At 73.8% G+C, this 22,165-nt stretch carries 15 protein-coding genes; 10 read left to right on the forward strand and 5 right to left on the reverse strand.

Features of this window, described 5'->3' with window-relative positions; translation table 11 throughout:
• The first annotated feature begins 231 nt into the window (after nucleotides 1–231).
• On the forward strand, nucleotides 232–1,962 hold the full coding sequence (locus tag PSD17_RS14795) for a DEAD/DEAH box helicase (protein ID WP_013675114.1): 1,731 nt from the start codon (nucleotides 232–234) through the stop codon (nucleotides 1,960–1,962).
• A 2-nt stretch (nucleotides 1,963–1,964) separates the two neighbouring features.
• Nucleotides 1,965–3,188 (forward strand): aminotransferase class V-fold PLP-dependent enzyme, encoded by a 1,224-nt coding sequence (locus tag PSD17_RS14800; protein ID WP_339123043.1) that lies wholly within the window; start codon nucleotides 1,965–1,967, stop codon nucleotides 3,186–3,188.
• A gap of 103 nt (nucleotides 3,189–3,291) precedes the next feature.
• Here the strand turns inward: PSD17_RS14800 and PSD17_RS14805 are convergent, their stop codons facing one another.
• Entirely contained in the window at nucleotides 3,292–3,477 is a 186-nt protein-coding gene (locus tag PSD17_RS14805; RefSeq protein ID WP_013675116.1) for a DUF7455 domain-containing protein, read from the reverse strand.
• Nucleotides 3,478–3,850: 373 nt separating this feature from the next.
• On the opposite strand from PSD17_RS14805, the gene PSD17_RS14810 reads away from it, so the two are divergent.
• The 8 genes from PSD17_RS14810 to PSD17_RS14845 all read left to right on the forward strand — a co-directional run bounded on the left by PSD17_RS14810 (nucleotide 3,851) and on the right by PSD17_RS14845 (nucleotide 18,000).
• Nucleotides 3,851–4,669 (forward strand): EamA family transporter, encoded by an 819-nt coding sequence (locus PSD17_RS14810; protein ID WP_234027862.1) that lies wholly within the window; start codon nucleotides 3,851–3,853, stop codon nucleotides 4,667–4,669.
• A 486-nt stretch (nucleotides 4,670–5,155) separates the two neighbouring features.
• Nucleotides 5,156–6,286 (forward strand): sugar ABC transporter substrate-binding protein, encoded by a 1,131-nt coding sequence (locus PSD17_RS14815; RefSeq protein ID WP_013675118.1) that lies wholly within the window; start codon nucleotides 5,156–5,158, stop codon nucleotides 6,284–6,286.
• A gap of 84 nt (nucleotides 6,287–6,370) precedes the next feature.
• Nucleotides 6,371–7,150: an ATP-binding cassette domain-containing protein gene (locus tag PSD17_RS14820; protein ID WP_013675119.1), complete on the forward strand. Its 780-nt coding sequence runs from the start codon at nucleotides 6,371–6,373 to the stop codon at nucleotides 7,148–7,150.
• Nucleotides 7,147–8,664: a sugar ABC transporter permease gene (locus tag PSD17_RS14825; protein ID WP_013675120.1), complete on the forward strand. Its 1,518-nt coding sequence runs from the start codon at nucleotides 7,147–7,149 to the stop codon at nucleotides 8,662–8,664. Before PSD17_RS14820 ends, PSD17_RS14825 begins: the two co-directional genes overlap by 4 nt.
• Nucleotides 8,661–9,833, forward strand: coding sequence for an ROK family protein (locus tag PSD17_RS14830; RefSeq protein WP_013675121.1), 1,173 nt, complete (start codon nucleotides 8,661–8,663; stop codon nucleotides 9,831–9,833). Before PSD17_RS14825 ends, PSD17_RS14830 begins: the two co-directional genes overlap by 4 nt.
• 135 nt (nucleotides 9,834–9,968) lie before the next feature.
• The gene (locus tag PSD17_RS14835) at nucleotides 9,969–10,115 is read left to right on the forward strand and encodes a hypothetical protein (protein ID WP_013675122.1); all 147 of its coding nucleotides are present in this window, start codon (nucleotides 9,969–9,971) and stop codon (nucleotides 10,113–10,115) included.
• A 266-nt stretch (nucleotides 10,116–10,381) separates the two neighbouring features.
• Nucleotides 10,382–11,632: an aspartate kinase gene (locus PSD17_RS14840; RefSeq protein ID WP_339122973.1), complete on the forward strand. Its 1,251-nt coding sequence runs from the start codon at nucleotides 10,382–10,384 to the stop codon at nucleotides 11,630–11,632.
• Nucleotides 11,633–11,844: 212 nt separating this feature from the next.
• A complete protein-coding gene (locus PSD17_RS14845) occupies nucleotides 11,845–18,000 on the forward strand; it encodes a Pls/PosA family non-ribosomal peptide synthetase (RefSeq protein WP_339122974.1) in 6,156 nt (2,051 codons plus the stop codon).
• A gap of 57 nt (nucleotides 18,001–18,057) precedes the next feature.
• Here PSD17_RS14845 and PSD17_RS14850 read toward each other — a convergent pair whose 3' ends face one another.
• The 4 genes from PSD17_RS14850 to PSD17_RS14865 all read right to left on the reverse strand — a co-directional run bounded on the left by PSD17_RS14850 (nucleotide 18,058) and on the right by PSD17_RS14865 (nucleotide 22,018).
• On the reverse strand, nucleotides 18,058–18,354 hold the full coding sequence (locus PSD17_RS14850; protein WP_339122975.1) for a hypothetical protein: 297 nt from the start codon (nucleotides 18,352–18,354) through the stop codon (nucleotides 18,058–18,060).
• Between the two features lie 441 nt (nucleotides 18,355–18,795).
• Nucleotides 18,796–19,014: a DUF7455 domain-containing protein gene (locus tag PSD17_RS14855; RefSeq protein ID WP_013675126.1), complete on the reverse strand. Its 219-nt coding sequence runs from the start codon at nucleotides 19,012–19,014 to the stop codon at nucleotides 18,796–18,798.
• 5 nt (nucleotides 19,015–19,019) lie between these two features.
• The gene (locus PSD17_RS14860) at nucleotides 19,020–19,247 is read right to left on the reverse strand and encodes a hypothetical protein (protein WP_013675127.1); all 228 of its coding nucleotides are present in this window, start codon (nucleotides 19,245–19,247) and stop codon (nucleotides 19,020–19,022) included.
• 155 nt (nucleotides 19,248–19,402) lie between these two features.
• On the reverse strand, nucleotides 19,403–22,018 hold the full coding sequence (locus PSD17_RS14865) for an Hsp70 family protein (protein ID WP_339122976.1): 2,616 nt from the start codon (nucleotides 22,016–22,018) through the stop codon (nucleotides 19,403–19,405).
• Nucleotides 22,019–22,165: the final 147 nt, after the last annotated feature.

Raw genomic sequence — 22,165 nt, forward strand, 5'->3', positions numbered from 1 at the left:
GCTCGGGGCCAAGCATGGGCGGGGGGTCGTGGCGTCGGCAAGTCCGGAGGGGGTGAGTTCGGGTCGCGGGGCGGTCACCTGGGTCGTCGCCCACCCAGCATGGCCCGAGCCGGTGCGACGGCGGGTCACGGCATGCCGTCGGATCCCTGCGGGTTAGGCTCGACGCCGGTCGCGCGAGCGGGATCCTCGGTCCCGACGCGAGCCGGAATGCCCGTCCGACCAGGGAGTTGTGTGTCGCAGGCCGTTGATCGCAGCCCCGGGATCCCCGTCGAGCAGCGTCCGCTGCGTGCCTGGCAGCGGTCCGCGCTGGCCCGGTACCTGGCCGGGTCGCCGCAGGACTTCCTGGCCGTCGCGACGCCCGGCGCGGGCAAGACCGCGTTCGCGCTGCGGGTCGCCTCCGAGCTGCTGCGCGACCGGGTGATCGACCGCCTCACCGTCGTCACGCCGACCGAGCACCTGAAGTACCAGTGGGCGGCGGCGGGCGCCCAGGCCGGGATCGCCCTCGACCCGGAGTTCCGCAACTCCGCGGGCGGCACGTCGTCGGACTACACCGGGATCGCGGTGACCTACGCCGGCGTCGCGGCCCACCCGATGCTGCACCGGGCGCGCACCGAGAGCCGGCGCACCCTGGTGATCCTCGACGAGGTGCACCACGCCGGCGACGCGCGCTCCTGGGGCGACGCGGTCAAGGAGGCGTTCGACCCCGCGACGCGGCGGTTGACGCTGACCGGGACCCCCTTCCGCAGCGACGACAACCCGATCCCGTTCGTCGACTACGTGCCCGATGCCGAGGGCGCGCTGCGCAGCCGGGCCGACCACTCCTACGGCTACGCCGACGCGCTCGCCGACGGCGTCGTGCGGCCGGTGGTGTTCCTGGCCTACTCGGGCACGTCGAGCTGGCGGACGAGCGCGGGGGAGGAGATCACGGCGCGGCTGGGCGAGCCGCTGACCGCCGAGCAGACCGCGCGGGCCTGGCGCACCGCGCTCGACCCGGGCGGCCAGTGGATCCCGGCGGTGCTGGCCGCGGCCGACAAGCGGCTCACCGGACACCGCTCGGGCGGTATGCCCGACGCGGGCGGCCTGGTCATCGCGACCGACCAGACGTCGGCCCGGGCCTACGCCGCGATCCTCGAGCGGGTCACCGGGACGCCGCCGGTCGTCGTGCTGTCCGACGAGAAGGGCGCCTCCGCGCGGATCGAGCAGTTCTCGCGGTCGCAGGACCGCTGGATGGTCGCGGTCCGGATGGTCTCCGAGGGTGTCGACGTCCCGCGGCTCGCCGTCGGGGTGTACGCGACGAGCGCCTCGACGCCGCTGTTCTTCGCACAGGCCATCGGCCGGTTCGTGCGGTCGCGGCGGCCGGGGGAGACGGCGTCGGTGTTCGTGCCGAGCGTGCCGGTGCTGCTGGGGCTGGCCAGCGAGCTGGAGGCCCAGCGCGACCACGTCCTCGGCGCGCCGCACCGGGCCGCCGAGACCTGGAACGACGAGGAGCTCGCCGCGGCGCAGCGCGTCGAGGACGAGCCGGGGGAGGACGAGAAGTCGTTCACCGCGCTGCACGCCGACGCCGAGCTCGACCAGCTGATCTACGAGGGCACGTCGTTCAGCGCCGACGAGGAGGACTACCTCGGCCTGCCGGGGCTGCTCGATCCCGACCAGGTGCGCACGCTGCTGAGCCAGCGTCAGCAGGAGTGGATGGCCCGGGGCCAGCGCCGCTCCGGTGCGCAGGCCCGCGCCACCCCGGCCCCCGAGCCGCCCGCGCAGCGTCCGCAGCTCTCGGTGCGCGAACAGCTCAACGGCCTGCGCAAGGAGCTCAACACGCTCGTCGCGATGTACCACCACCGCACGAACAAGCCGCACGGGGCGATCCACAACGAGCTGCGCCGCGTGTGCGGGGGACCCGTCACGGCCATGGCGACGATCGAGCAGCTGGAGGAGCGCATCGCGACGCTGCGCTCCTGGCGGTGAGCATGACCGGCGACGCTGCTCTCGACGTCACGCGGCTGCGGGCCCATTACCCGGCGCTGGGCGACGGGCGCGCCTGGCTCGACGGCGCCGCCGGCACCCAGGTCCCGGAGTCGGTGATCGAGGCGGTGGCCTCGACGATGCGGGCGGGCGTGGCCAACCAGGGTGGGGTGTTCCCTGCGGCCCGGCGCGCGGATGCACTCGTCGACGCGGCCCGCCGGGCGTTCGCGGCCTTCGCCGGCGCGCCGGATCCCGACGGGGTGATCCTCGGGCCGACGGCAACGGCGCTGCTCGCGCGGCTGGCCGCCGCGCTCGAACCGACGTGGGGCCCGGGCGACGAGATCGTCGTGACCGAGGCCGACCACGAGGCCGACGTCGCGCCGTGGGCACGGGCCGCGGCGCGGGCGGGGGCGACCCTGCGGACCGCGCGCCTGCGGGCCGACGGGGCGCTGCCCACCGATGCCGTGACGGCGCTGATCGGGCCCCGGACCCGGCTCGTCGCGGTCACCGCGGCCTCGAACCTGACCGGTGCCCGGGTCGACGTCGCCGCGGTCGCCGCCGCCGGCCGCGCGGTGGGCGCGCTCAGCGTCGTCGACGGGGTGCACCACGCGGCCTACACGCCGGTCGACGTCTGCGCGCTCGGTGCGGACCTCTACGCGACGAGCGCGCACAAGTGGGCCGGTCCGCACGTCGCCGCGCTGGTGGCGGCCGATCCCGCGGTCGTGGCGGCGATCGACCCGCCGCGTCCGGCGGGTGCCCCGGCGTCGGGGCCCGCGCGGTTCGAGCAGGGCACCAACCCGTTCCCGGCACTGGCTGGGGTGGTGGCCGCCGTCGAGCACTGGGCGGGGATGCTCCCCGGGGGCGACGACCCGCACGCGGGCCAACGGGCCGCGGCCGCCCACACGGCGGCGCTGGGCAGCCGGCTGTGGGCCGGGCTGGGGGAGCTGGCGCACGTGCGGCGCTACGGCCCCGACGGCGGTCCTGACGTCCGGACGCCGGTCGCCGCCTTCCGTGTCGCCGGGTGGACGCCGTCGGACACGGTGGCGGCGCTGGACGCGGCCGGGGTAAACGCCTGGGCCGGGTACGCCTACGCGTGGGGCGCCGCGGGGGCGCTGGGCGTCCGCGACGACGGCGGCCTCGTCCGGCTGAGTCCCAACCACTACTCACGCGCCTGGGAGGTCGACCGCGCCCTCGACGTCGTGTCGGACCTCGCCCACCGGGCGCGCTGACGGGCGGACGGCGGAGCACGGACCCCGACGCACACGCAGGGCGGGAACCGGAGTGGTTCCCGCCCTGCGCTGGACGTCTGGTCGACCGGCTACCGCCGGCGCGTCAACTGCCTGACTGCACGTCCACCTCGAGCTCGCGCAGCTTGTCGGCGTGCGCGCGCGCGTGGTGACCACAGAAGAGCAGCTCTCCACCGGAGGGAAGTACGGCGCGAACCTTGGCCGCCGCTCCGCAACGGTCACAGCGGTCGGCGGCGGTCAACTCGGGGCGGGTAAGGGTTCCGGGCTGCATGGCGGTCTCCCTCCGTCTCGACACCGGAACATCCGGTGCCCTGTGCACTGGAGTACCGCTCGCGCGGCACATCCACTCTTGCAGACGTACAGCACCCCTGTACGTGTTCCCGGCCCGGAGGCGACGACCGTCACGTTCGACCACTCGGGGCCGGTGGCGTGTCGTTCCGGTGGGCCGCCGGAGAACCTCTGCGCATTCAGTTGACGACGAGTGAATGATGCGGGGCCGTTTCCACCCCCGCAAGGCCGGGCGCGTTAACACTCGTCGAGCCGCGACTACGCTGCGCAGTCGTGGTGAACGGGTCGGCGACGTGACGACGAGGCACTCGTACCGGGTCCCGGCACCCGTCCTCTTCGTCGCGGGCGGCGCCTCGATGTACGTCGGGGCGGCCGTCGCCGTCGGCCTGTTCGATGATCTCTCGCCGTCCGTCGTGGCCGCGTTACGGATCATGGCGGCAGCCACCGTTCTGGGTGTCTGGCGACGTCCGGGGCGTGCGGCGTGGCGGGGCCGGCGGGCGGGACGGGCCGCCGCGTTCGGGCTGGCGACGGCGGGCATGAACGTCGCGTTCTACGAGGCCGTCGCGCGCCTGCCGCTGGGCACGGCGGTGGCGGTCGAGTTCTGCGGACCGGTGGCCGTCGCGGCACTCGCGTCCCGGCGCCCGCGCGACGTCGCGGCTGTGGTGCTGGCCGCGGCCGGGGTGCTGTGCATCGCCGATGTGCGCTGGTCAGGCAGCCCGGCCGGGGTGGCGTGGGGGCTCGCGGCGGCGGCACTGTGGGCGGCCTACATCGTCCTGGGCAAGCGGGTCGCGCTCGGCGGCAACGGGCTCGACGACATGGCCGTCGGCTTCGCGTACGCATCTGTCCCGCTGGCGGTGCTGCTCGCGCTGGACGCGGGCGGGCTCGGCGCGCTGTCGTCGCCGCGGGTCGTCGCGCTCGCGGTCGGGGTCGGGGTGCTGTCGAGCGTCGTGCCGTACGCGATAGACCAGGTGGTGCTGCGCAGGCTGGGCCGGGCGCGCTTCGCGGTCCTGCTCGCGCTGCTGCCGATGACGGCGACCCTGATCGGGTTCGTGGCTCTCGGCCAGGTGCCCGGACCCCTCGAGTCGGTCGGCATCGTCGCCGTCGTGGTGGCTGTCGCGCTGCGGTCGCGCGACGGCGACGAACCCGCGGTGGCGGCCGCCCGGACCCCCTCGTGACGGCGGCGCGGCCCCGGCGTCTCGATCACACAGAGTGATACCTGAAAGCGTGACTACGCGTGACATTCATCTGATCGAACGGGTGAATACCGCGCCGGGTATGGCTGTGTTGAGCCCGAATTGTCGGTATCAAACCTACGTGCAGTGACGCTCGGACGGCACGGGCTCCTCGTGACCAGGGCGATTCGGGTGCTGTCCGGCACCTCGACCGCCGCGCGTGGTCGGCGCCGGCTGCCCGCGCTCGGATCACACTGACGGCTCCGAACCGTTCGGGCGTGTCGCCGGCGTCCGGAGGACGCGCCCGGAACGCATCTTGTTCGGCTGGGGCAGACAACAAATTCCGCGCTGCGTAACCCAAACGTGATGATCCGCGGCGTACTTGACCGATGCAGTGTGCTTCCCGTCACCCGGGTTGTGGACATACGTTGTCGGTCGCAACATTCGAGCGCCGCTGCGGCGGCCCACGAAGACGTGGGAAGGACATCGATGCGCATACGGAGAACGGCCCTCGCCGTCGTGAGTGCGGGCCTCGCGCTCGCGCTGGCCGCCTGCGGACAGAACAGCGCCCCTTCGAGCAGCGGATCGGCGGGGAGCTCGGCGCCCGCCGCGGCCGGCGGGGTGAAGGTCGGCGTGATCCTCCCGGAGACCGACTCGTCGGCCCGGTGGGAGGGCTTCGACAAGCCGATGCTCGACAAGGCGATGCGCTCCGCGGGCCTCGACCCGGACATCCAGAACGCGCAGGGTGACGAGCAGAAGTTCTCCACCCTCGCCGACGGGATGATCTCCAGCGGGGTGAAGGTCCTGGTCATCGCCTCGATCTCCAGCGACGGCGGGTCCGCGGTCGCGGCCAAGGCCAAGGCGCAGGGCATCCCGGTCATCGACTACGACCGGCTCAACCTCGGTGGCTCGAGCGACTACTACGTGTCGTTCGACAACGTGAAGGTCGGCGCGCTGCAGGGCCAGGGCCTGGTCCAGGGCGTGGGCGACAAGGCCGGCGCCCAGATCATCCAGATCGAGGGCGCCCCGACCGACAACAACGCGACCCTGTTCACCCAGGGCCAGATGACGGTGCTGCAGCCCAAGTACGACTCGGGCCAGTACAAGCTCGTGCGCAACCAGCCGATCGACAAGTGGGACAACCAGACCGGCGGCACCACGTTCGAGCAGATCCTCACCGGCAACGGCGGGCAGGTCGATGGTGTCGTCGCCGCCAACGACGGCCTGGCCGGCGCGATCATCACCGTCCTGACCAAGTACGGGCTCAACGGCAAGGTCCCGGTCACCGGCCAGGACGCCACCGCGGACGGCCTGCAGGCCATCCTGCGCGGCGACCAGTACATGACGGTGTTCAAGCCGATCCAGGAGGAGGCCGATGCGACCGCGAAGCTCGCGGCGGCGCTGGCCAAGGGGGACACCGCGGCGGCCGACGCCGTGGCCACGCAGACGACGAACGACCCGAAGGGCAACCGCCAGGTCAAGTCCGTCCTGCTCACCCCGCAGCTGATCACCAAGGACAACGTCAAGACCGTCACCGACGCCGGCTACGTCAAGGCGAGCGAGATCTGCAACGCGCAGACCCAGGCCGCCTGCGACCAGCTCGGGATCAAGTCGTCCTGACCCTGTCCGGCTGAACCCGCGGCGCCGGCGTCGACGACCTCGACGCCGGCGCCGCGACCCAGGCCCCGATCGCGAGGAGCGCGAGTGTCCGAACCGATCCTGCAGCTGCGGGCGGTCTCCAAGAGCTTCGGCGCCGTGCGCGTGCTGCACGACGTCGACTTCACCGTGCGGGCGGGCGAGGTCACCGCGCTCGTCGGTGACAACGGCGCCGGCAAGTCGACGCTGGTCAAGTGCGTCGCCGGAATCCATCCCATCGACGGCGGCGACATCCTCTTCGAGGGGAACCCGGTCACCGTGCACTCGCCCGCCGACGCCGCGGCGCTGGGGATCGAGGTCGTCTACCAGGACCTCGCCCTCGCCGACAACCTCGACATCGTCCAGAACATGTTCCTCGGCCGCGAGCGCGGGCGCTCCTGGCTGCTCGACGAGTCCGACATGGAGCAGGCCGCCCGGCGCACGCTCGCCTCGCTCTCGGTGCGGACCGTGACGTCGGTCCGGATGCCCGTCGCGTCGCTGTCCGGGGGGCAGCGTCAGACCGTCGCGATCGCGAAGGCCGTCCTGTGGGACTCCAAGGTCGTGCTGCTCGACGAGCCGACCGCCGCGCTCGGCGTCGCCCAGACCCGCCAGGTCCTCGACCTGGTGCGCCGGCTCGCCGAGCAGGGCCTGGGCGTGGTGCTGATCAGCCACAACATGGCCGACGTGTTCGAGGTGGCCGACCGGATCGCCACGCTCTACCTCGGCCGCATGGTCGCCGAGGTGCCGACGAAGGACGTCACGCACGGCCAGGTCGTCGAGCTCATCACCGCCGGACGCTCCGGGGACCTCGGTCTCGCCCGGCCCGAGGCCGCGGGGGTGACCCAGTGACCGGCAACTCCGGCGACGACACGCCGGTCGACGTCACGAAGGGCGCGCCGCAGGCCGAGACCGGCGCGACCGTCGCGACCTCGACCGAACACCCGCCCGGGGCGGCGGAACGTGCCGCGCCCGGCAGCCGCCAGGGCGACTTCGGCATCGACACCACGGCGCGCACCACCGGCCAGGCGCTGCGCGACTACGGGACACGGCTGCGGTCGGGCGAGCTCGGGTCGCTGCCGGCCCTGCTCGGCCTGCTCGCGCTGTTCATCCTGTTCACCGTCCTCGACAAGGGCGGGGTGTTCCCCAGCCTGCTCAACCTCGCGAACCTGCTCCAGCAGGGCGCGGGCCGCACGATCATCGCGATGGGGCTGGTCTTCGTCCTGCTCACCGGTGAGATCGACCTCGCGGCGGGCACCGCGTCCGGACTGGCGGCGGCGCTCATGGCGCTGCACCTGGTCTCGGGCGGCAACATGCTCGGCGCGATGGGCACGACCGTCTTCATCCTGTTCGTCGTCGTCATGCTGCTCGCGGCCGCGCTGGCCGCGTTCCTGCGGATCTGGTGGGCAGTCGCCTTGAGCGTCGTGGCGGCGTTGCTGCTCGTCGTCGGGTTCCCGCAGAACGCCTGGCTCGAGATGCTGCTCGCGATCAGCGTGGGTGTCGTCATCGGCGTGCTCACCGGCTTCCTCGTCGCGAAGGTCGGGATGCCGTCGTTCGTGGTCACGCTGGCGCTGTTCATCACCTGGCAGGGCGTGATCCTGCAGCTGATCGGGGACGGCGGGACGCTGGGCCTGCGCGACCCGGTGATCAACGCCGTCGCCAACGGCAACCTGTCGACGCTGGGCAGCTGGCTGCTGTTCGTCGTCGGCGCGGGCGGCTACGCGCTGGTGCTGCTCAACCGCCAGCGCACCCGGCTGGCGAAGGGGCTGGTCGCGCAGCCGACCGGGCTGGTGCTGCTCAAGATCGGGGCGGTCGTCGTGCTGGGCGCCGTCGCGACCTACCTGCTGACGCAGGACCGCTCGCCGGGCCTGATAGAGATCTCGGGTGTGCCCTACGTGGTCCCGATCGTGCTCGTCCTGCTGGTGGTCGGCACCTACGTGCTCGACCGGACGCGCTTCGGCCGGCACGTCTACGCCGTCGGCGGCAACCGCGAGGCGGCCCGCCGCGCCGGTATCGACGTCGTGCGCATCCGGGCGAGCGTGTTCGTGATCAGCTCGGCGTTCGCCGCGATCGGCGCGATCGTGTACTCGTCGAAGGTCGGGTCGGTCTCGCCCGCGGCCGGTGGCGGGAACACGCTGCTGTTCGCGGTCGGCGCGGCCGTCATCGGCGGGACGTCGCTGTTCGGCGGGCGCGGCCGGGTCAGCAACGCCGTGATCGGCGGCGCCGTGCTGGCGACGGTCGAGAACGGTCTCGGCCTGCTCAAGCAGCCCGCGGCGGTGGTCTTCGTGATCACCGGCCTGGTCCTGCTGGTGGCGGCGGGCGTCGACGTGCTGTCGCGGCGTCGATCGGCCACCGCCGGCCGGTGACCGCCCCGACGTCCGGCACGCGACCCGACGACGCGCGCAGGCACAACCGCTCGGCGCTGCTGCGCCGGCTGCACGTCGGCGGACCCTGCACGCGGGCCACGCTCGCGACCGAGCTGGGCCTCAACCGCAGCACGATCAAGGCGGTGGTCGACGGCCTCGCGGAGGCAGGCGTCGTCACCGAGGCCGTCCCGTCCCAGCGCAGCGGGGCGGGACGGCCCTCGCTGATGGTCCTGCCCCAGCCGCAGTCGGCGGTCGTGCTCGCCGTCGACGTGCGGGTCGACCAGGTCGCGATGGCGATGGTCGGGATCGGCGGGCAGATCCTCGGCCGGCACAGCTGGAACCTGCACCGCACCACCCGGCTGCCCGGCGAGGTGATCACCCACGTCGTCGAGTCGGCGCAGCTGCTGCGCGACGAGCTGGCGGTCGTCGTGTCCGGGGTCGGGGTGTCGGTGCCGGGGGTCGTGCGCCGCGCCGACGGCTTCGTCCACGAGGCACCCAACCTCGGCTGGCGTGACGTCGCGCTGGGCCAGCGGCTCGGTGCCGTCCTGCAGTACCCGACGCTCGTCGGCAACGACGCCGAGCTCGGCGCGCTGGCCGAGCACGTCCGCGGCGCGGCCCGCGAGGCGAGCGACCTCGTCTACCTCTCCGCCGACGTCGGGCTCGGCGGCGGGGTCATCGTCGGTGGCCGTCCGTTGCGCGGGACCCGCGGCTACGTCGGCGAGCTCGGGCACATCCTCGTCCGGCCCGGCGGGCGCGCCTGCTTCTGCGGCGCCCAGGGCTGCTGGGAGACCGAGGTGGGGGAGCCCGCGCTGTGCCGCGCCCTCGGCCTGCCCGAGGACACCCCCCGCGGCGCGCTCGTCGCGGAGCTGCGCGCCCTCGCGGCCGCCCCGGGTGAGATCGACAGCACGCTCGGGGAGTTCACCGAGTGGCTCGGCGCGGGGCTGGTGACGGTCGTCAACATGCTGGCACCCGAGCTCGTCGTGCTCGGGGACCTGCTGACGGCCCTGCCGCCGCGCGTCGTCGACCGGGCCCGCGGGATCGTGCACGAGCGCAGCCTCGTGAGCCGGGCCGTGGGCGGGACACGGATCACCGTCTCGCCGCTGGGCCGCGACGCCCGCCTCGTCGGCGCCGCCGAGCTGGCCTTCGAGCAGGTCCTCGAGACGATCTGACTCCGGGGGCCGGCACCCCCGCACCGGGGGCAGGCCCCCTCGTCGCGCGGGCCGCGGCACGGGAGCCTGCGGTCGCCCGGACGTCGTCCGCGGCCGCCGCAGGCCCCGGTGCCCGGGGCCGCCCGAGGAGCACAAGTGGACCCGCGCACCGCACCCGACACCGCACGGACCTGGGAGAACGTGTACGACGACGCCTCCCGTGCCGAGCTCGTGCCCTATCTGGCCGACCTCACGCGGCTCGACTCCTGCGGCCCGCCCGTCCAGGACCCGTACGTCCTGTGACCCCCCACCCGCGTGCCGCGTCCGCTCTCCCGGCGCACCAACGACCCGGCCGCGCTGCCGGGTCGCGCGAGCATGCCGTCCGTGCAGGTCGGAGCGGGGACGAGCCCTCGACGAACCGGATATACCGGGCAGAGGGGTGGCCCTACCCGCGGTCGGGGGCGGGCACCCGCGGCTCGGGGGAGCGCACCATCGCCGCGCCGGTCGTCACGGCCGCAGGCTGACGTCGAGTCCCGGACAGTCCGGGCCGGGGGACCGAGGAGAACGTCATGGCAGGGCGCAGGAGCGGCGAGTCGGCACCGCGGTCGATCAGCGGGCCGCAGGCGCCCCTGGTGTGGAAGTTCGGCGGCACGTCGGTCGGCGACCACGACCGCATCCGGGCCGTCGCGCAGCGGATGGTCGACGCGCAGCGCTCGGGCCGCGGCGTCGTCGCGGTGCTGTCGGCGATGGGGAAGTCGACCGACGCGCTCGTCGCCCAGGCCGCCGCGATCTCGGCCAACCCGCCGCTGCGCGAGCTCGACGCGCTGCTGTCGGTCGGCGAGCAGATCTCCTGCGCGCTCACGGCGATGGCCGTCGCCGAGCTCGGCGGCCGGGCCGTCTCGCTGACCGGGCCGCAGGCCGGCATCCGCACCGACGCCACCCACGGCGGCGCCCGCATGCTCGGCCTCGACCCCGCCCGCATCCGCGCCGCGGTCGAGGACGGCGCGATCGTGCTGGTCACCGGGTTCCAGGGCGAGTCGCCCGACGGCGACACCACGACGCTCGGCCGCGGCGGGTCCGACGCCTCCGCCGTCGCCGTCGCCGCGGCACTGGGTGCCCGCGAGTGTGAGATCTTCACCGACGTCCCGGCCGTCTTCACCGCCGACCCGCGCGTGGTGCCCACCGCCCGCAGGCTCGCGACGATCCGCCCGCAGGAGATGCTCGAGCTCGCCGAGGCGGGCGCGGGCGTGCTGCAGCCGCGGTCGGTCGAGCTGGGGATGGCCCACGGCGTCGACATCCACCTGCGGTCGAGCTTCGGGACCGAGGAGGGCACCTGGATCCGCGGTGGCGCCGGGGACTTCGAGGTCGCCGGCACGGCGGCCGTCGCCGGGGTCGCGCACCGCCGCGACGAGCACCTCTACACCGTCGACGCGCCGCTCGGCGCGGTCGCCGCCGCGCTCGCCGCGCGGGGCCTGGTCCTCGGCGCGGTCGTGCCCGGACCCGCGACGACGGTCAGCGTGCCCGCCGCCGCCCCGGAGGCGGTCGTCGCCGCGCTCGACGCGGCCGGGATCGCCGTCGCGTCCCGCGAGGACCTGGGGTCGGTGGGCGTGGTCAGCCTGGGCCTGGCCCGGGCGCCGGGCGTCGTCACCGCGACGCTCGACGTGCTCGCCACCGCGGGCATCACCCCCCGCCTGGTGACGACGACCCCCGCGCGGGTGTCGGTGCTCGTCGCCGCCGACCGTGTCGACGACGCGACCCGCGCGCTGCACGCCGCACTCGTCGTCGGCGAGGACACCGGAGCCCGCCGCACCGCCGCCTGAGCGCCCGACCCGTGAGTGGCGATGGTCGCCCCGGCGACCATCGCCACTCACGACTGCGGTCGCCCTCCGGGGAGAGAACCCCACCCGGGTCCGGGGGGCGGCCCCGAGCGGTCGGGGGAGCGCACCATCGAACCGCGACGCCGGGGTCGGCAGGGTTGTGACCAGCAGGAAAAGCCCCCCCCTGGAAGCCCTCAGCCGCTCAGGAGCCGACCGTGACCACGTTGCAGGAACCCGATGCGCCGCCCACTGCGGCGACCGATGCGCCCGGCCTCCTCGTGGCCGACGAGTACGCCCAGGGCTCGCGGGCCCGCAGCGGCGAGCGCCTCGACCACGTCTTCGAGGAGCAGGCCGACTGGATGCGCACCTACGGGCGCGCCGGCCACCTCGCCGTCGACGCAGGCGACATCACGCTGACCTACCCCGAGCTCGACGAGCGGGCCAACCGGCTCGCCCGCCAGCTGCTGGCCTCCGGCGCCCGTGCGGGCGACCGGATCGCGCTGCTGTTCGACCAGCCCGTGCACTCCTACATCGGGATGCTCGCGGTGATGAAGATCAACGCGGCGTACGTGCCGCTCGACGTGGCCTTCCCCGCCGACCGCATCGCCTACATCCTCTCCGACGCCGGCGTGACCTCGGTGCTGACGCTCTCGCACGTGCCGCAGCGCGTCGTCGGACTGGCGGACTTCGCGCCCGGGCTGAACTTCGTCGACACCCTTGCCGCCGAGATCGCCGCGCGGCCCGGCACCCGGCTCACCGACGACGAGCGCGGCGCGCCCGTCGAGGACCTCGCCTACCTGATCTACACCTCGGGCACGACCGGCCGCCCCAAGGGCGTCGCGATCGAGCACCCCAGCATCTGCAACTTCGTCCGCGTCGCCGCCGAGGTGTACGGCCTGCGCGCCAAGGACCGCGTCTACCAGGGCATGACGATCGCCTTCGACTTCTCCGTCGAGGAGATCTGGGTGCCGTGGATGGCGGGCGCGACGCTGGTGCCCAAGCCGGCCGGCACCTCGCTGCTGGGCATGGACCTGCACGCGTTCCTCACCGAGCGGCACGTGACCGCGATGTGCGTCGTCCCCACGCTGCTCGCGACGATCGAGGAGGACCTGCCCGCGCTGCGCTTCCTGCTCGTCTCCGGGGAGGCCTGCCCGCAGGACCTCGTCGCCCGCTGGCACCGCGACGGCCGGCGCTTCCTCAACGTCTACGGCCCGACCGAGGCCACCGTCACCGCGACCTGGACCGAGGTCCACCCCGACCGGCCCGTCACCATCGGCCAGCCGCTGCCGACCTACACCACCGTCGTCCTCGACCCGGACAACCCGTACCGGGCGCTGCCGCACGGCGAGGTCGGCGAGATCGGGATCGCCGGCATCGGGCTGGCCACGGGCTACCTCAACCGCGAGGACCTCACCGACAAGTCGTTCATCGAGGACTTCCTCGGGATCGCCGGCAACCCGTCCGGGCGCATCTACCGCACGGGCGACCTCGGCCGCGTCAACGACGACGGCCAGATCGAGTACATGGGCCGCATCGACCTGCAGGTCAAGATCCGCGGCTACCGTATCGAGCTCACCGAGATCGAGTCCGTGCTGCTGCAGGTGCCCGGGGTGTCGGCGGCGGTCGTCGACACCTTCGAGCCGACGCCCGGCCAGGTCGAGCTCGTCGGCTACTACAGCCTCAAGACCGGCGTCGTGCCGCCCGAGACCGACGCCATCCACGCCCACCTGCGCGAGCGGCTGCCCGCCTACATGGTCCCGGCCTACCTCGAGCACCTCGCCGCCATCCCGATGACGACGTCGGACAAGGCCGACCGCAAGGCCCTGCCGCCGCCGACCACGCGGCGCGCGGGCGGGCCCGCGGGCGAGATCGTCGCCGCCGCGACCGACACCGAGCAGATCCTCGCCGCCACCCTGGCGAAGACGATCGGGCTCGACGAGGTCTCGGTCGACTCGAACTTCTTCGACGACCTCGGCGCCAACTCCCTGCTCATGGCCCGCTTCTCCGCGGCGCTGCGCAAGGAGACGGCGCTGCCGGCACCGTCGATGCGCGAGATCTACGCCCACCCGACGATCCGTGAGCTGGCCGTCGCGCTCGGCGGTGAGGAGGTCGGCACGTCTGCCGCGGTCCGCACCGGGCCGCTCGTGCGGACCAGCACGCTGGGCTACCTGACGACGGGCCTGCTGCAGCTGCTCGCGTTCCTGGGCGTCGCCTACGGCGGGACGTTCCTGCTGGAGAACGGGTTCCTCTGGGCGACCGAGGCACCCGCCGTGACGCAGATCGTCGAGCGCACGGTCCTGTACGGGGTCGTGGTGTACGTGGCGGCCTGCCTGCTGCCCATCGCCCTGAAGTGGCTGCTCGTCGGCCGCTGGAAGGAGCGCGAGATCCGGCTGTGGGGCCCCGGCTACCTGCGGTTCTGGGTCGTCCGGACGCTCGTGCGCGCGAACCCGCTCGTGCTGTTCGCCGGCTCGCCGCTCTACACGCTCTACCTGCGCGCGCTCGGCGCGAAGATCGGCCGGGGCGCGACGGTCCTGTCCCGCACCGTGCCGGTCGCCACCGACCTGATCACGATCGGCGAGGGCGCGGTCGTCCGCCGCGACAGCTCGTTCACCGGCTACCACGCCGTCGCCGGCGCGATCCGGACCGGGCGCGTCACCATCGGCCGCGACGCCTTCGTCGGCGAGGCCACCGTCCTCGACATCGGCACGTCGATCGGTGACGGCGGGCAGCTGGGCCACTCGTCGTCGCTGCACACCGGCCAGTCGATCCCGGCGGGCGAGCGGTGGCACGGCGTGCCGGCCGAGCCGACGACGACCGACTACCGCACCGTCGAGACCGGTCGTCCCGGCACCTTGCGCCGGTTCGTCTACAGCGCGCTGCAGCTGTTCTCGGTGCTGGTCATCGGGCCCGCGGTGCTCACCGGGCTCGTGCTGCTCGTCAGCTCCATCCCCGCGGTCACGACCGTGCTCGGCGGCTACTCGCTGACCGACCCCGGCTTCTACCTCGGCGTCGCGGTGCTCTCGCTCGCCCTGTACTTCGGCGGCGTCCTGTTCGCGATCCTCGTCATGGCGACCGTGCCGCGGCTGCTGCGGCGCGTCGTCCGGCCGGGCCGGACCTACCCGCTCTACGGCATCCACTGGGCCGCCCAGCGCGCCCTGACCCGGCTGACCAACTCGCGGTTCCTGATGCTGCTGCTCGGCGACAGCTCGTTCATCGTGCACTTCGTCCGGGCGCTGGGCTACGACCTGCGGCGCGTCGACCAGACGGGGTCGAACTTCGGCACCGAGATGCACCACGACACGCCGTACCTGACGACGATCGGCACCGGCACGATGGTCTCCGACGGCCTGTCGGCGATGAACGCGGACTTCTCGGCCACGTCGTTCCGGGTTTCGCCGGTCACCGTGGGTGCCCACAACTTCCTGGGCAACAACATCGCCTTCCCGGCGAACGCCGCGGTCGGCGAGAACGTCCTGCTGGCCACCAAGGTCATGGTCCCGATCGACGGCCCGGTGCGCGAGAACGTCGGCCTGCTCGGCTCGCCGCCGTTCGAGATCCCGCGCGGCGACGCCCGCGACGAGCAGCACCCCGCGATGACCGACCTGGCCCTGCGCCGGCGCCTGCTCGCCAGGAAGAACCTGCACAACGCGTCCTCGATGCTCCTGGTGCTGTTGCTGCGCTGGTTCGTCCTCGCCGCGACGATCCTGTTCGTCGCCGCCGGCGTCCGGCTCTACTCGACCTACGGCACCGCGGCGCTCGCCACCGCGCTCGTCGCGAGCCTGGTGTTCCGCACCGTCTACACCGCCCTGCTCGAGCGGGCGACCCTCGGCTTCCGCTCGCTGCGCCCGCGGGTCTGCTCCATCTACGACCGCTACTTCTGGCACCACGAGCGGCTCTGGAAGCTTTACGTGACCCCGCGGTTCACCGGAACCCCGTTCAACAGCCTCGTGTGGCGCCTCGCCGGCGTGCGCATCGGCCGCCGGGTGTTCGACGACGGCGCGGCGATGCCGGAGAAGTCGCTCGTCACGATCGGGTCCGACGTCGTGCTCAACGCGGGCACCGTCATCCAGTGCCACTCGCTGGAGAACGGCTCGTTCAAGTCCGGCGCCACCGTCGTCGGCGACGGCGTGACCCTCGGGGTCAAGTCCTTCGTCCACTACGACGTGACGATCGGCGAGGGCGCGGTGCTCGACGCCGACGCGTTCCTGATGAAGGGCGAGGTCGTCGCGCCGTTCGCGGTGTGGCAGGGGAACCCGGCCACCGAGCTGCGCGAGCGGGTCCTGCCCGCGCCGGCGGCGCCGCCCGTGCCGACCCCGCCCGTGCCGGTCGTGCCCGTCCGGTCCGAGGCCGACAAGGCCGCCATGCTCGCCGCGTACGCCGCAGGTTCGGTGCCCAACCTGGCGCTCGACCGCCCGGCTCCCGGCCCGGTCTTCACCGCCCCCGCCGGCACGGCCGCGCCCCGGCCCATCGCCACGGTGACCGCACCGCCGCTCGCGGCGGTCGGCGCCGACACGACCGTCGCCCTGCCGGTGGTCCGCCGCCCGGCGCCCGTGCAGCCGGCGCCCGTGCAGCCGGCTCCCGTCCACCCCGCGGCAGCGGTCCCGGCGGCCGTCGCGCCGCAGGCGCCCGGCATGCCGCGGCCCGCCGAGCGGGTGCCGGTCCGGCCCGCCGTCGCGGCCGGGACGCCCGCGCCTCAGCCCGGCCCGAACCGGCCGACCCAGTACCGGCCCTCGTTCCAGCCCGCCCCGCCGGCGCCCGCCGCGCGGCCCGTCACCGCGGACGCGCAGCGCCCGCTCGTCCACCAGGAGACCGTCATGACCAACACCACCACCGGCACCGCCCGGCCCCCGCTCGCAGCCGTCCCGGCCCTGCCCGCGACCGTCGCGCCGGTTCCGGCCGCGCCCGCGCCGGCGCCGCGTCCCGCTCCCGCGGTGCGCCTCGCCGACGGCCCCGCGACGGGTCCACGCCCCGTCCCGCGCGGCGCACCCGCCCCGCTCGCGCCGGTGCCGCCCGGTCCGGCCGCGCCGATGTCCGGCCCGTTCGTCGGGACGCCGCTGCCCGGCCCGCGCTCGGCGGAGCTGCTGGCCCGCCAGGCCCGTCGCGAGTCCAACGCCCGCGTCTACCCGCGGCACTTCCCCTTCGCCGTCGCCGAGGCCTCCGGCAGCTTCGTCCGCGACCTCGACGGCAACGTCTTCGTCGACTTCCTGGCCGGCGCCGGCGTGCTCTCGCTGGGGCACAACCACCCCGAGCTCGTCGCGGTGGCCACCGAGCAGATGGGCGTGTTCACCCACGGCCTGGACATGGCCTCGCCCGCCAAGGACGCGTTCACCGACGCCCAGCTGTCGATGCTGCCCGCCGGGATGCGCGACCGGATGCGCATCCAGTTCTGCGGCCCCACCGGCGCCAACGCCGTCGACGCCGCGATCAAGCTCTGCAAGACGGCCACCGGGCGCGGGCAGGTCATCTCCTTCCAGGGCGGTTTCCACGGCTCGTCGCACGCGGCGATGGCGCTGACCGGCAACGTCTCCCAGAAGCGCCCGGTCGCCAACGGCATGCCCGGCGTGCAGTTCTTCCCGTTCTCCTCGTGCAGCCGCTGCCCGCTCGCGCTCGACCCGCAGACCTGCCAGATCAACTGCGTCTCGTTCCTCGAGCGCGCCCTCAACGACCCCAACGGCGGCCTCGAGCTGCCCGCCGCGGTCATCATGGAGATGGTCCAGGGCGAGGGCGGCGTCATCCCGGCGCGGCTCGAGTTCGTCCAGCGCGTCCGCCGGCTCACCCGTGAGCTGGGCATCCCGCTGATCGTCGACGAGGTGCAGACCGGGTGCGGGCGCACCGGCACCTGGTTCGCGTTCGAGCAGTACGACATCGAGCCGGACGTCGTCGTCGCGTCGAAGGCGTTGTCGGGCATGGGGATGCCGGTCGCGATCATCATGTACGACGCCGCGCTCGACACCTGGGCGCCCGGCGCCCACACGGGCACCTTCCGCGGCAACCAGCTCGCCTTCGCCGCGGGCGCGAAGACCGTCGAGATCGTGCGTCGCGACGACGTGCTCGGCAACGTCGTGGCCCGCGGCCAGCAGGTGGCCGCCCGGCTCGCCGGGTTCACCGCGCACCCGGGTGTGCTCGAGGTCCGGGGGCGGGGCCTGATGTGGGGCATCGAGCTCGTCGCCCCGGCCGACGGCCGCACCGTGACGCAGTTCGCCGAGGACGTGCAGGCCCGCGCGCTGCGGGCCGGGCTGATCGTCGAGCTCGGGGGTCGCGACGACTGCGTCGTCCGGATGCTCCCGCCGCTCAACGTGACCGCCGAGCTGATGGACGTCGCACTCTCCATCCTGGTGCGCGCCATCGAGGGTGCCTGGGCGAACGCCTGACCGACCCGCCCGGTCCGCGGTTCCCGACGGCCCGGCCCCTGTGAGTGGCGATGGTCGCTATCGCGACCATCGCCACTCACGTGTGTTCGGGGAGCATCCCGGCCAGGACGGCCCACTCGCGGCGGCCTGCTGCACCAGCCGGGTCTGCACGGCCGGGAAGTCCTCGTCGAGGATGCCGCCGCCCGGGCGCTCGCTCGCGGCGTAGGTCCGGATCCTCTCGAACAGCGTGCCGACGACCTCCATCTTGCGGCTGCCCGGCGCGGGGTGCCCGGCCATGCGGGCCAAGGTGTTCTCGACGGTCGTCGTCCCGTTCGGCCCCGACGCCGGCGGGAGCGCACCACCTCGATCAGCCATGGCCGCTGGCGCAGCAGGCGCAGCACCTGCAGGTGGTCGGCGACGAGCTCGGCCCGCCGGTCGCCGCTGTCGGGCGTCGGGACGAACGCGGCGAGAGCCTGGTCGGCCATCAGGTCGAGGAGGTCGTCGCGGGTCGAGACGTAGCGGTACAACGACGCCGCGCCCGTCCCCAGCGCGGCGGCGACGCGCCGCCTCATGACCGCGGCCAGGCCGCTCGCGTCGTCGACCAGGAGCGCCGCCTCGGTGATCCGGGCGCGGCTCCACTCTGCTGCACCGGGGCGGCGCGCATCGCCGCCTGGTTCTCCCGGTCAGCACGCGCCGCGTCCGGTCGTCGCCCGGCCCCCAGACCGGGCGCCGCCTGTCGAACCTGCGCGCCGAGGCCGGAGAACACAGCAGAGCCCGGCCGTCGGGCGACGGCCGGGCTCGGGGACGAGCGGCGGGTCAGGGGTCGGTGACCAGCTCCGCCCCGATCTCGCGCAGGCGCGGGGCGTGGCGGCGGGCGTGGTGGCCGCAGAAGAGCAGCTCACCGGTCGTCGGGAGGACGACCCGGACGCGGGCGGCGGCACCGCAGGCGTCACAACGGTCGGCGCGGGTCAGCGGGCGGGCGATGGCGGAGGCGACGGCGGCGGTCGTGGCCGTGGCGGCGGCGAAGGCGGTCATCGTGATCACGCGGCCGCGAGGACGGCGACGCCGGTCGGGGTCAGTGCGGCGGGCCCGGGGCGGTCGACGATCAGACCGGCCGAGGCGAGCCGCAGCGCGGTGAACTGGTCGCTGAGGTTGAGCCCGTCGACGACGAGGCCACCCCGGGTGGGGGAGAACTCGGCGCGGCCGGCAGCGACGGCACGCAGGACGGCGCGGTCGCGGCCGTTGATGGGGGTGACGGTGGCGTTCATGACGTTCTCCCTTCGGTGTGGTGACCGCTGTGATGCGGACCACTGAAGGATGCGCCGCGGCGCCGCCCCGATACATATCGCAGACCCCCCACCTGACAGGGCCACCCCACCGGAATCCGGTGGGGTGGCCCCTACTCCCGTGCGGCGGGCGGCGCTCAGCCGCCGGCCAGGTTGAGCACGGTCAGGGTGCCGTCGTTCAGGTTGGTCACGTAGCCGGTCCGACCGTCGGGCAGGACCGCAACCGACGTCGGCCCGTTCCCGACCGGCAGCGTCGCCGTCACCGTGTTGGAGTCGGCGCTGATGACCGACACCGTGTTGTCGGTGACGTTGGCGACGTAGCAGAACCGGCCGTCGGGCGACCAGGTGATCTCCTGGGGGTTCTTGCCCACCGGGATGCGTGCCGTCACCGCGTTGGTGTCGGTGTCGATCATCGTCACCGTGTTGGAGTCGTAGTTGACGTTGGCGACGAGCGGGCGGTCCGGGTTGACCGCCAGACTGTGCGGGCTCTTGTCCACCGCGATCGTCGTGATCACCGACTCGCTGGCCACGTCGAGCACCGAGACGACGTTCGACTCGTGGTTGGCCGTGTAGGCCTTCGTCCCGTCCGTGCTGAACTCGATCCAGTGCGGGTTCGCCGCGACCGCGAGGTCCTTCTCGACCTTGTAGTCCGACGTGTTGATGATCGAGATCGAGCCCGAGTCGTGGTTGGGCACCCACAGCTTCGAGCCGTCCGGGGTCACCGCGGCCAGGAACGGCCGCGTGTTGACCTTGATGTCCGCGACGATGGAGTTCGTCGTCGTGTCCAGCACGGCGACGTCGGCGATGGTCCGCGCGTCGTCCCAGACACTGACGTAGATCTTCTTGCCGTCGGGCGCGAACGCCAGGTACTGGGGCGGGCCCGCGTCGACCGGAATGGTCGCGGTGATCTTGTTGACCGACGTGTCGATGACGGTCACCGTCTTCGTCGCGCGGTTCGCGACGTAGATCTGGCGGCCGCTGGGCGAGGCGACCGCGAAGCCTGCGGGCTTGCCCCCCGGGATCGTCCCGGCGAGCGAGGGCACCGGCACGGCGGCCGAGACGCTCGGGGGAGCCTGCGTCGCCGTGGCGGCGTCGGTGGCGTCGGCCGCCGCGGTCGCGGTCGGCGAGGTGCCGCCGCCGGAGCTGCCGCCCAGCTTGCTGACACCCAGCCAGACACCGCCACCGACCAGCCCGAGCAGCACGACGACGGCCGCGACGATCGCGAGGGCCTTGCGGTTGCCACCACCACCGCCGCTGCCGTTCCCGGTGCCGGGGGCCGACGGCGGGGGCGAGGACGGCGTGCCGGGCGCGACACCCGGCCGGAACTGGCTCTGCGGGCCCAGGTTCTGCGGCCCCGAGTTCTGGGGCGCCATGTTCTGCCCCGGCGGGGGACCGGCCTGTGCGGCGTGCTGCGGCGGACCGGCAGGCGCGCCCCACCCGCTGCCCGCGGGAACGGGCTGCGGTGGCGGAGTCGGCTGCTGCCCCGGGCCGGGCTGCTGCACGGGCGGCGGCAGCGTCGCGGCACCCGGCGGCGTGCCTGCCGCCGCGCCACGGGCGCCGAACGCGGCGCCCGCCGCCGCACCCATGCCTGCCGCGCCCGCCGCGGAGAGTGCGCCACTCTGCTCCGGCGCCGCCGAGATGCTGACGCCCGGCCACGCGACCGCGCCGCCCGCGCCCCGGCCCGCCCCCGACGCGCTGGCCGCGGCGAGGGTGGCCGCGCCGAGGGCGACGGCGTACTTGGGGTGGGCGTCGACGACGGTCGGCCTGCCGAGCTCCTCGGAGATCATGCGCGACACCAGCGGGATCCGCGACGACCCACCGACCAGCAGGACCGCCGACAGGTTCGCCGGTTCGACCTGCGCCGAGCGCAGCGTCCGCGAGAGCGTCCCGATCGTCGACTCGATCGGCGCCCGGATCATGTCCTCGAACTCGCCGCGGGTGATCCGGACGTCGAAGTGCCGTCCCGGCAGGAACACCGGGATCGTCGTCTCCGAGTCGATCGACAGCGCCTCCTTGGCCAGGACGCAGTCCTGGCGCAGCCGTGCGAGCGCGATCGCGGTCTGCGGGTCGCCCATGTCGAGCTCGGCGAGCGCACCGCCGGAGGAGAAGTTGACGTGCGACAGGATCGCCTCGTCGAAGTCGACACCGCCGAGGCGCTCGATGCCCTCCGGCGAACCGAGGATCTCGATGCCGCCGGGGTGCTTGCGCAGCACCGTCGCGTCGAACGTGCCGCCGCCGAGGTCGTAGACCGCGATGACCTCGCCGTCGGCCAGGTGCCGCGAGGCAGCGTAGTGCGCCGCGGCCGCCTCGGGTTCGGTGACGGTCTCGGGACCGGTCAGCCCCGCGAACTGCGGGACCTCCTCGAACAGCTCGCGCCGGAACGGTCCCCAGTTGGCCGGGTGGGTGAGCACCACGCTCTCCGGCTTGCCGCCCTCGGTCTCGGTGACCCGGGTCAGGACGTCGCCGAGGAGCGTGCCGAGCAGCGTCGTCACGGCGTAGGGGGAGCCGCCGAGCACGACGGGCGTCGGGTCGCCCAGGCGCCGCTTGAACTCCCGGGCGACGCGGTCGGGGTTGCTGACCGCCCGCCGGTTCGCCGCGTCGCCCGTGACGAGGTTCCCGTCCTCGCGCAGGAAGACGACCGCCGGTGTGACGACCGTCCGATCGCCCAAGGTGAACATCTCGACACGAGCATCCCGGGCGACCGCAGCCGCCACGAACGTCGTCCCGAGGTCAACTCCGAGGTTGTAACCCACCGCCGTCGCCTCCCCCTGAAACCGGCACACATCGTAACGAGCCGTCGACGCTGGATCGAGATACCTACGGGTGCGATACCCCTGGTCGGGCCAAATCGTGACTCGCCGGAGCACCCTGCAGCGTTACCGGTGGACCGCGGCCTGCAA

Origin of the sequence: Pseudonocardia sp. D17 (genome assembly GCF_036984265.1) — a bacterium.
GTDB classification, from domain to species: Bacteria; Actinomycetota; Actinomycetes; order Mycobacteriales; family Pseudonocardiaceae; genus Pseudonocardia; species Pseudonocardia benzenivorans.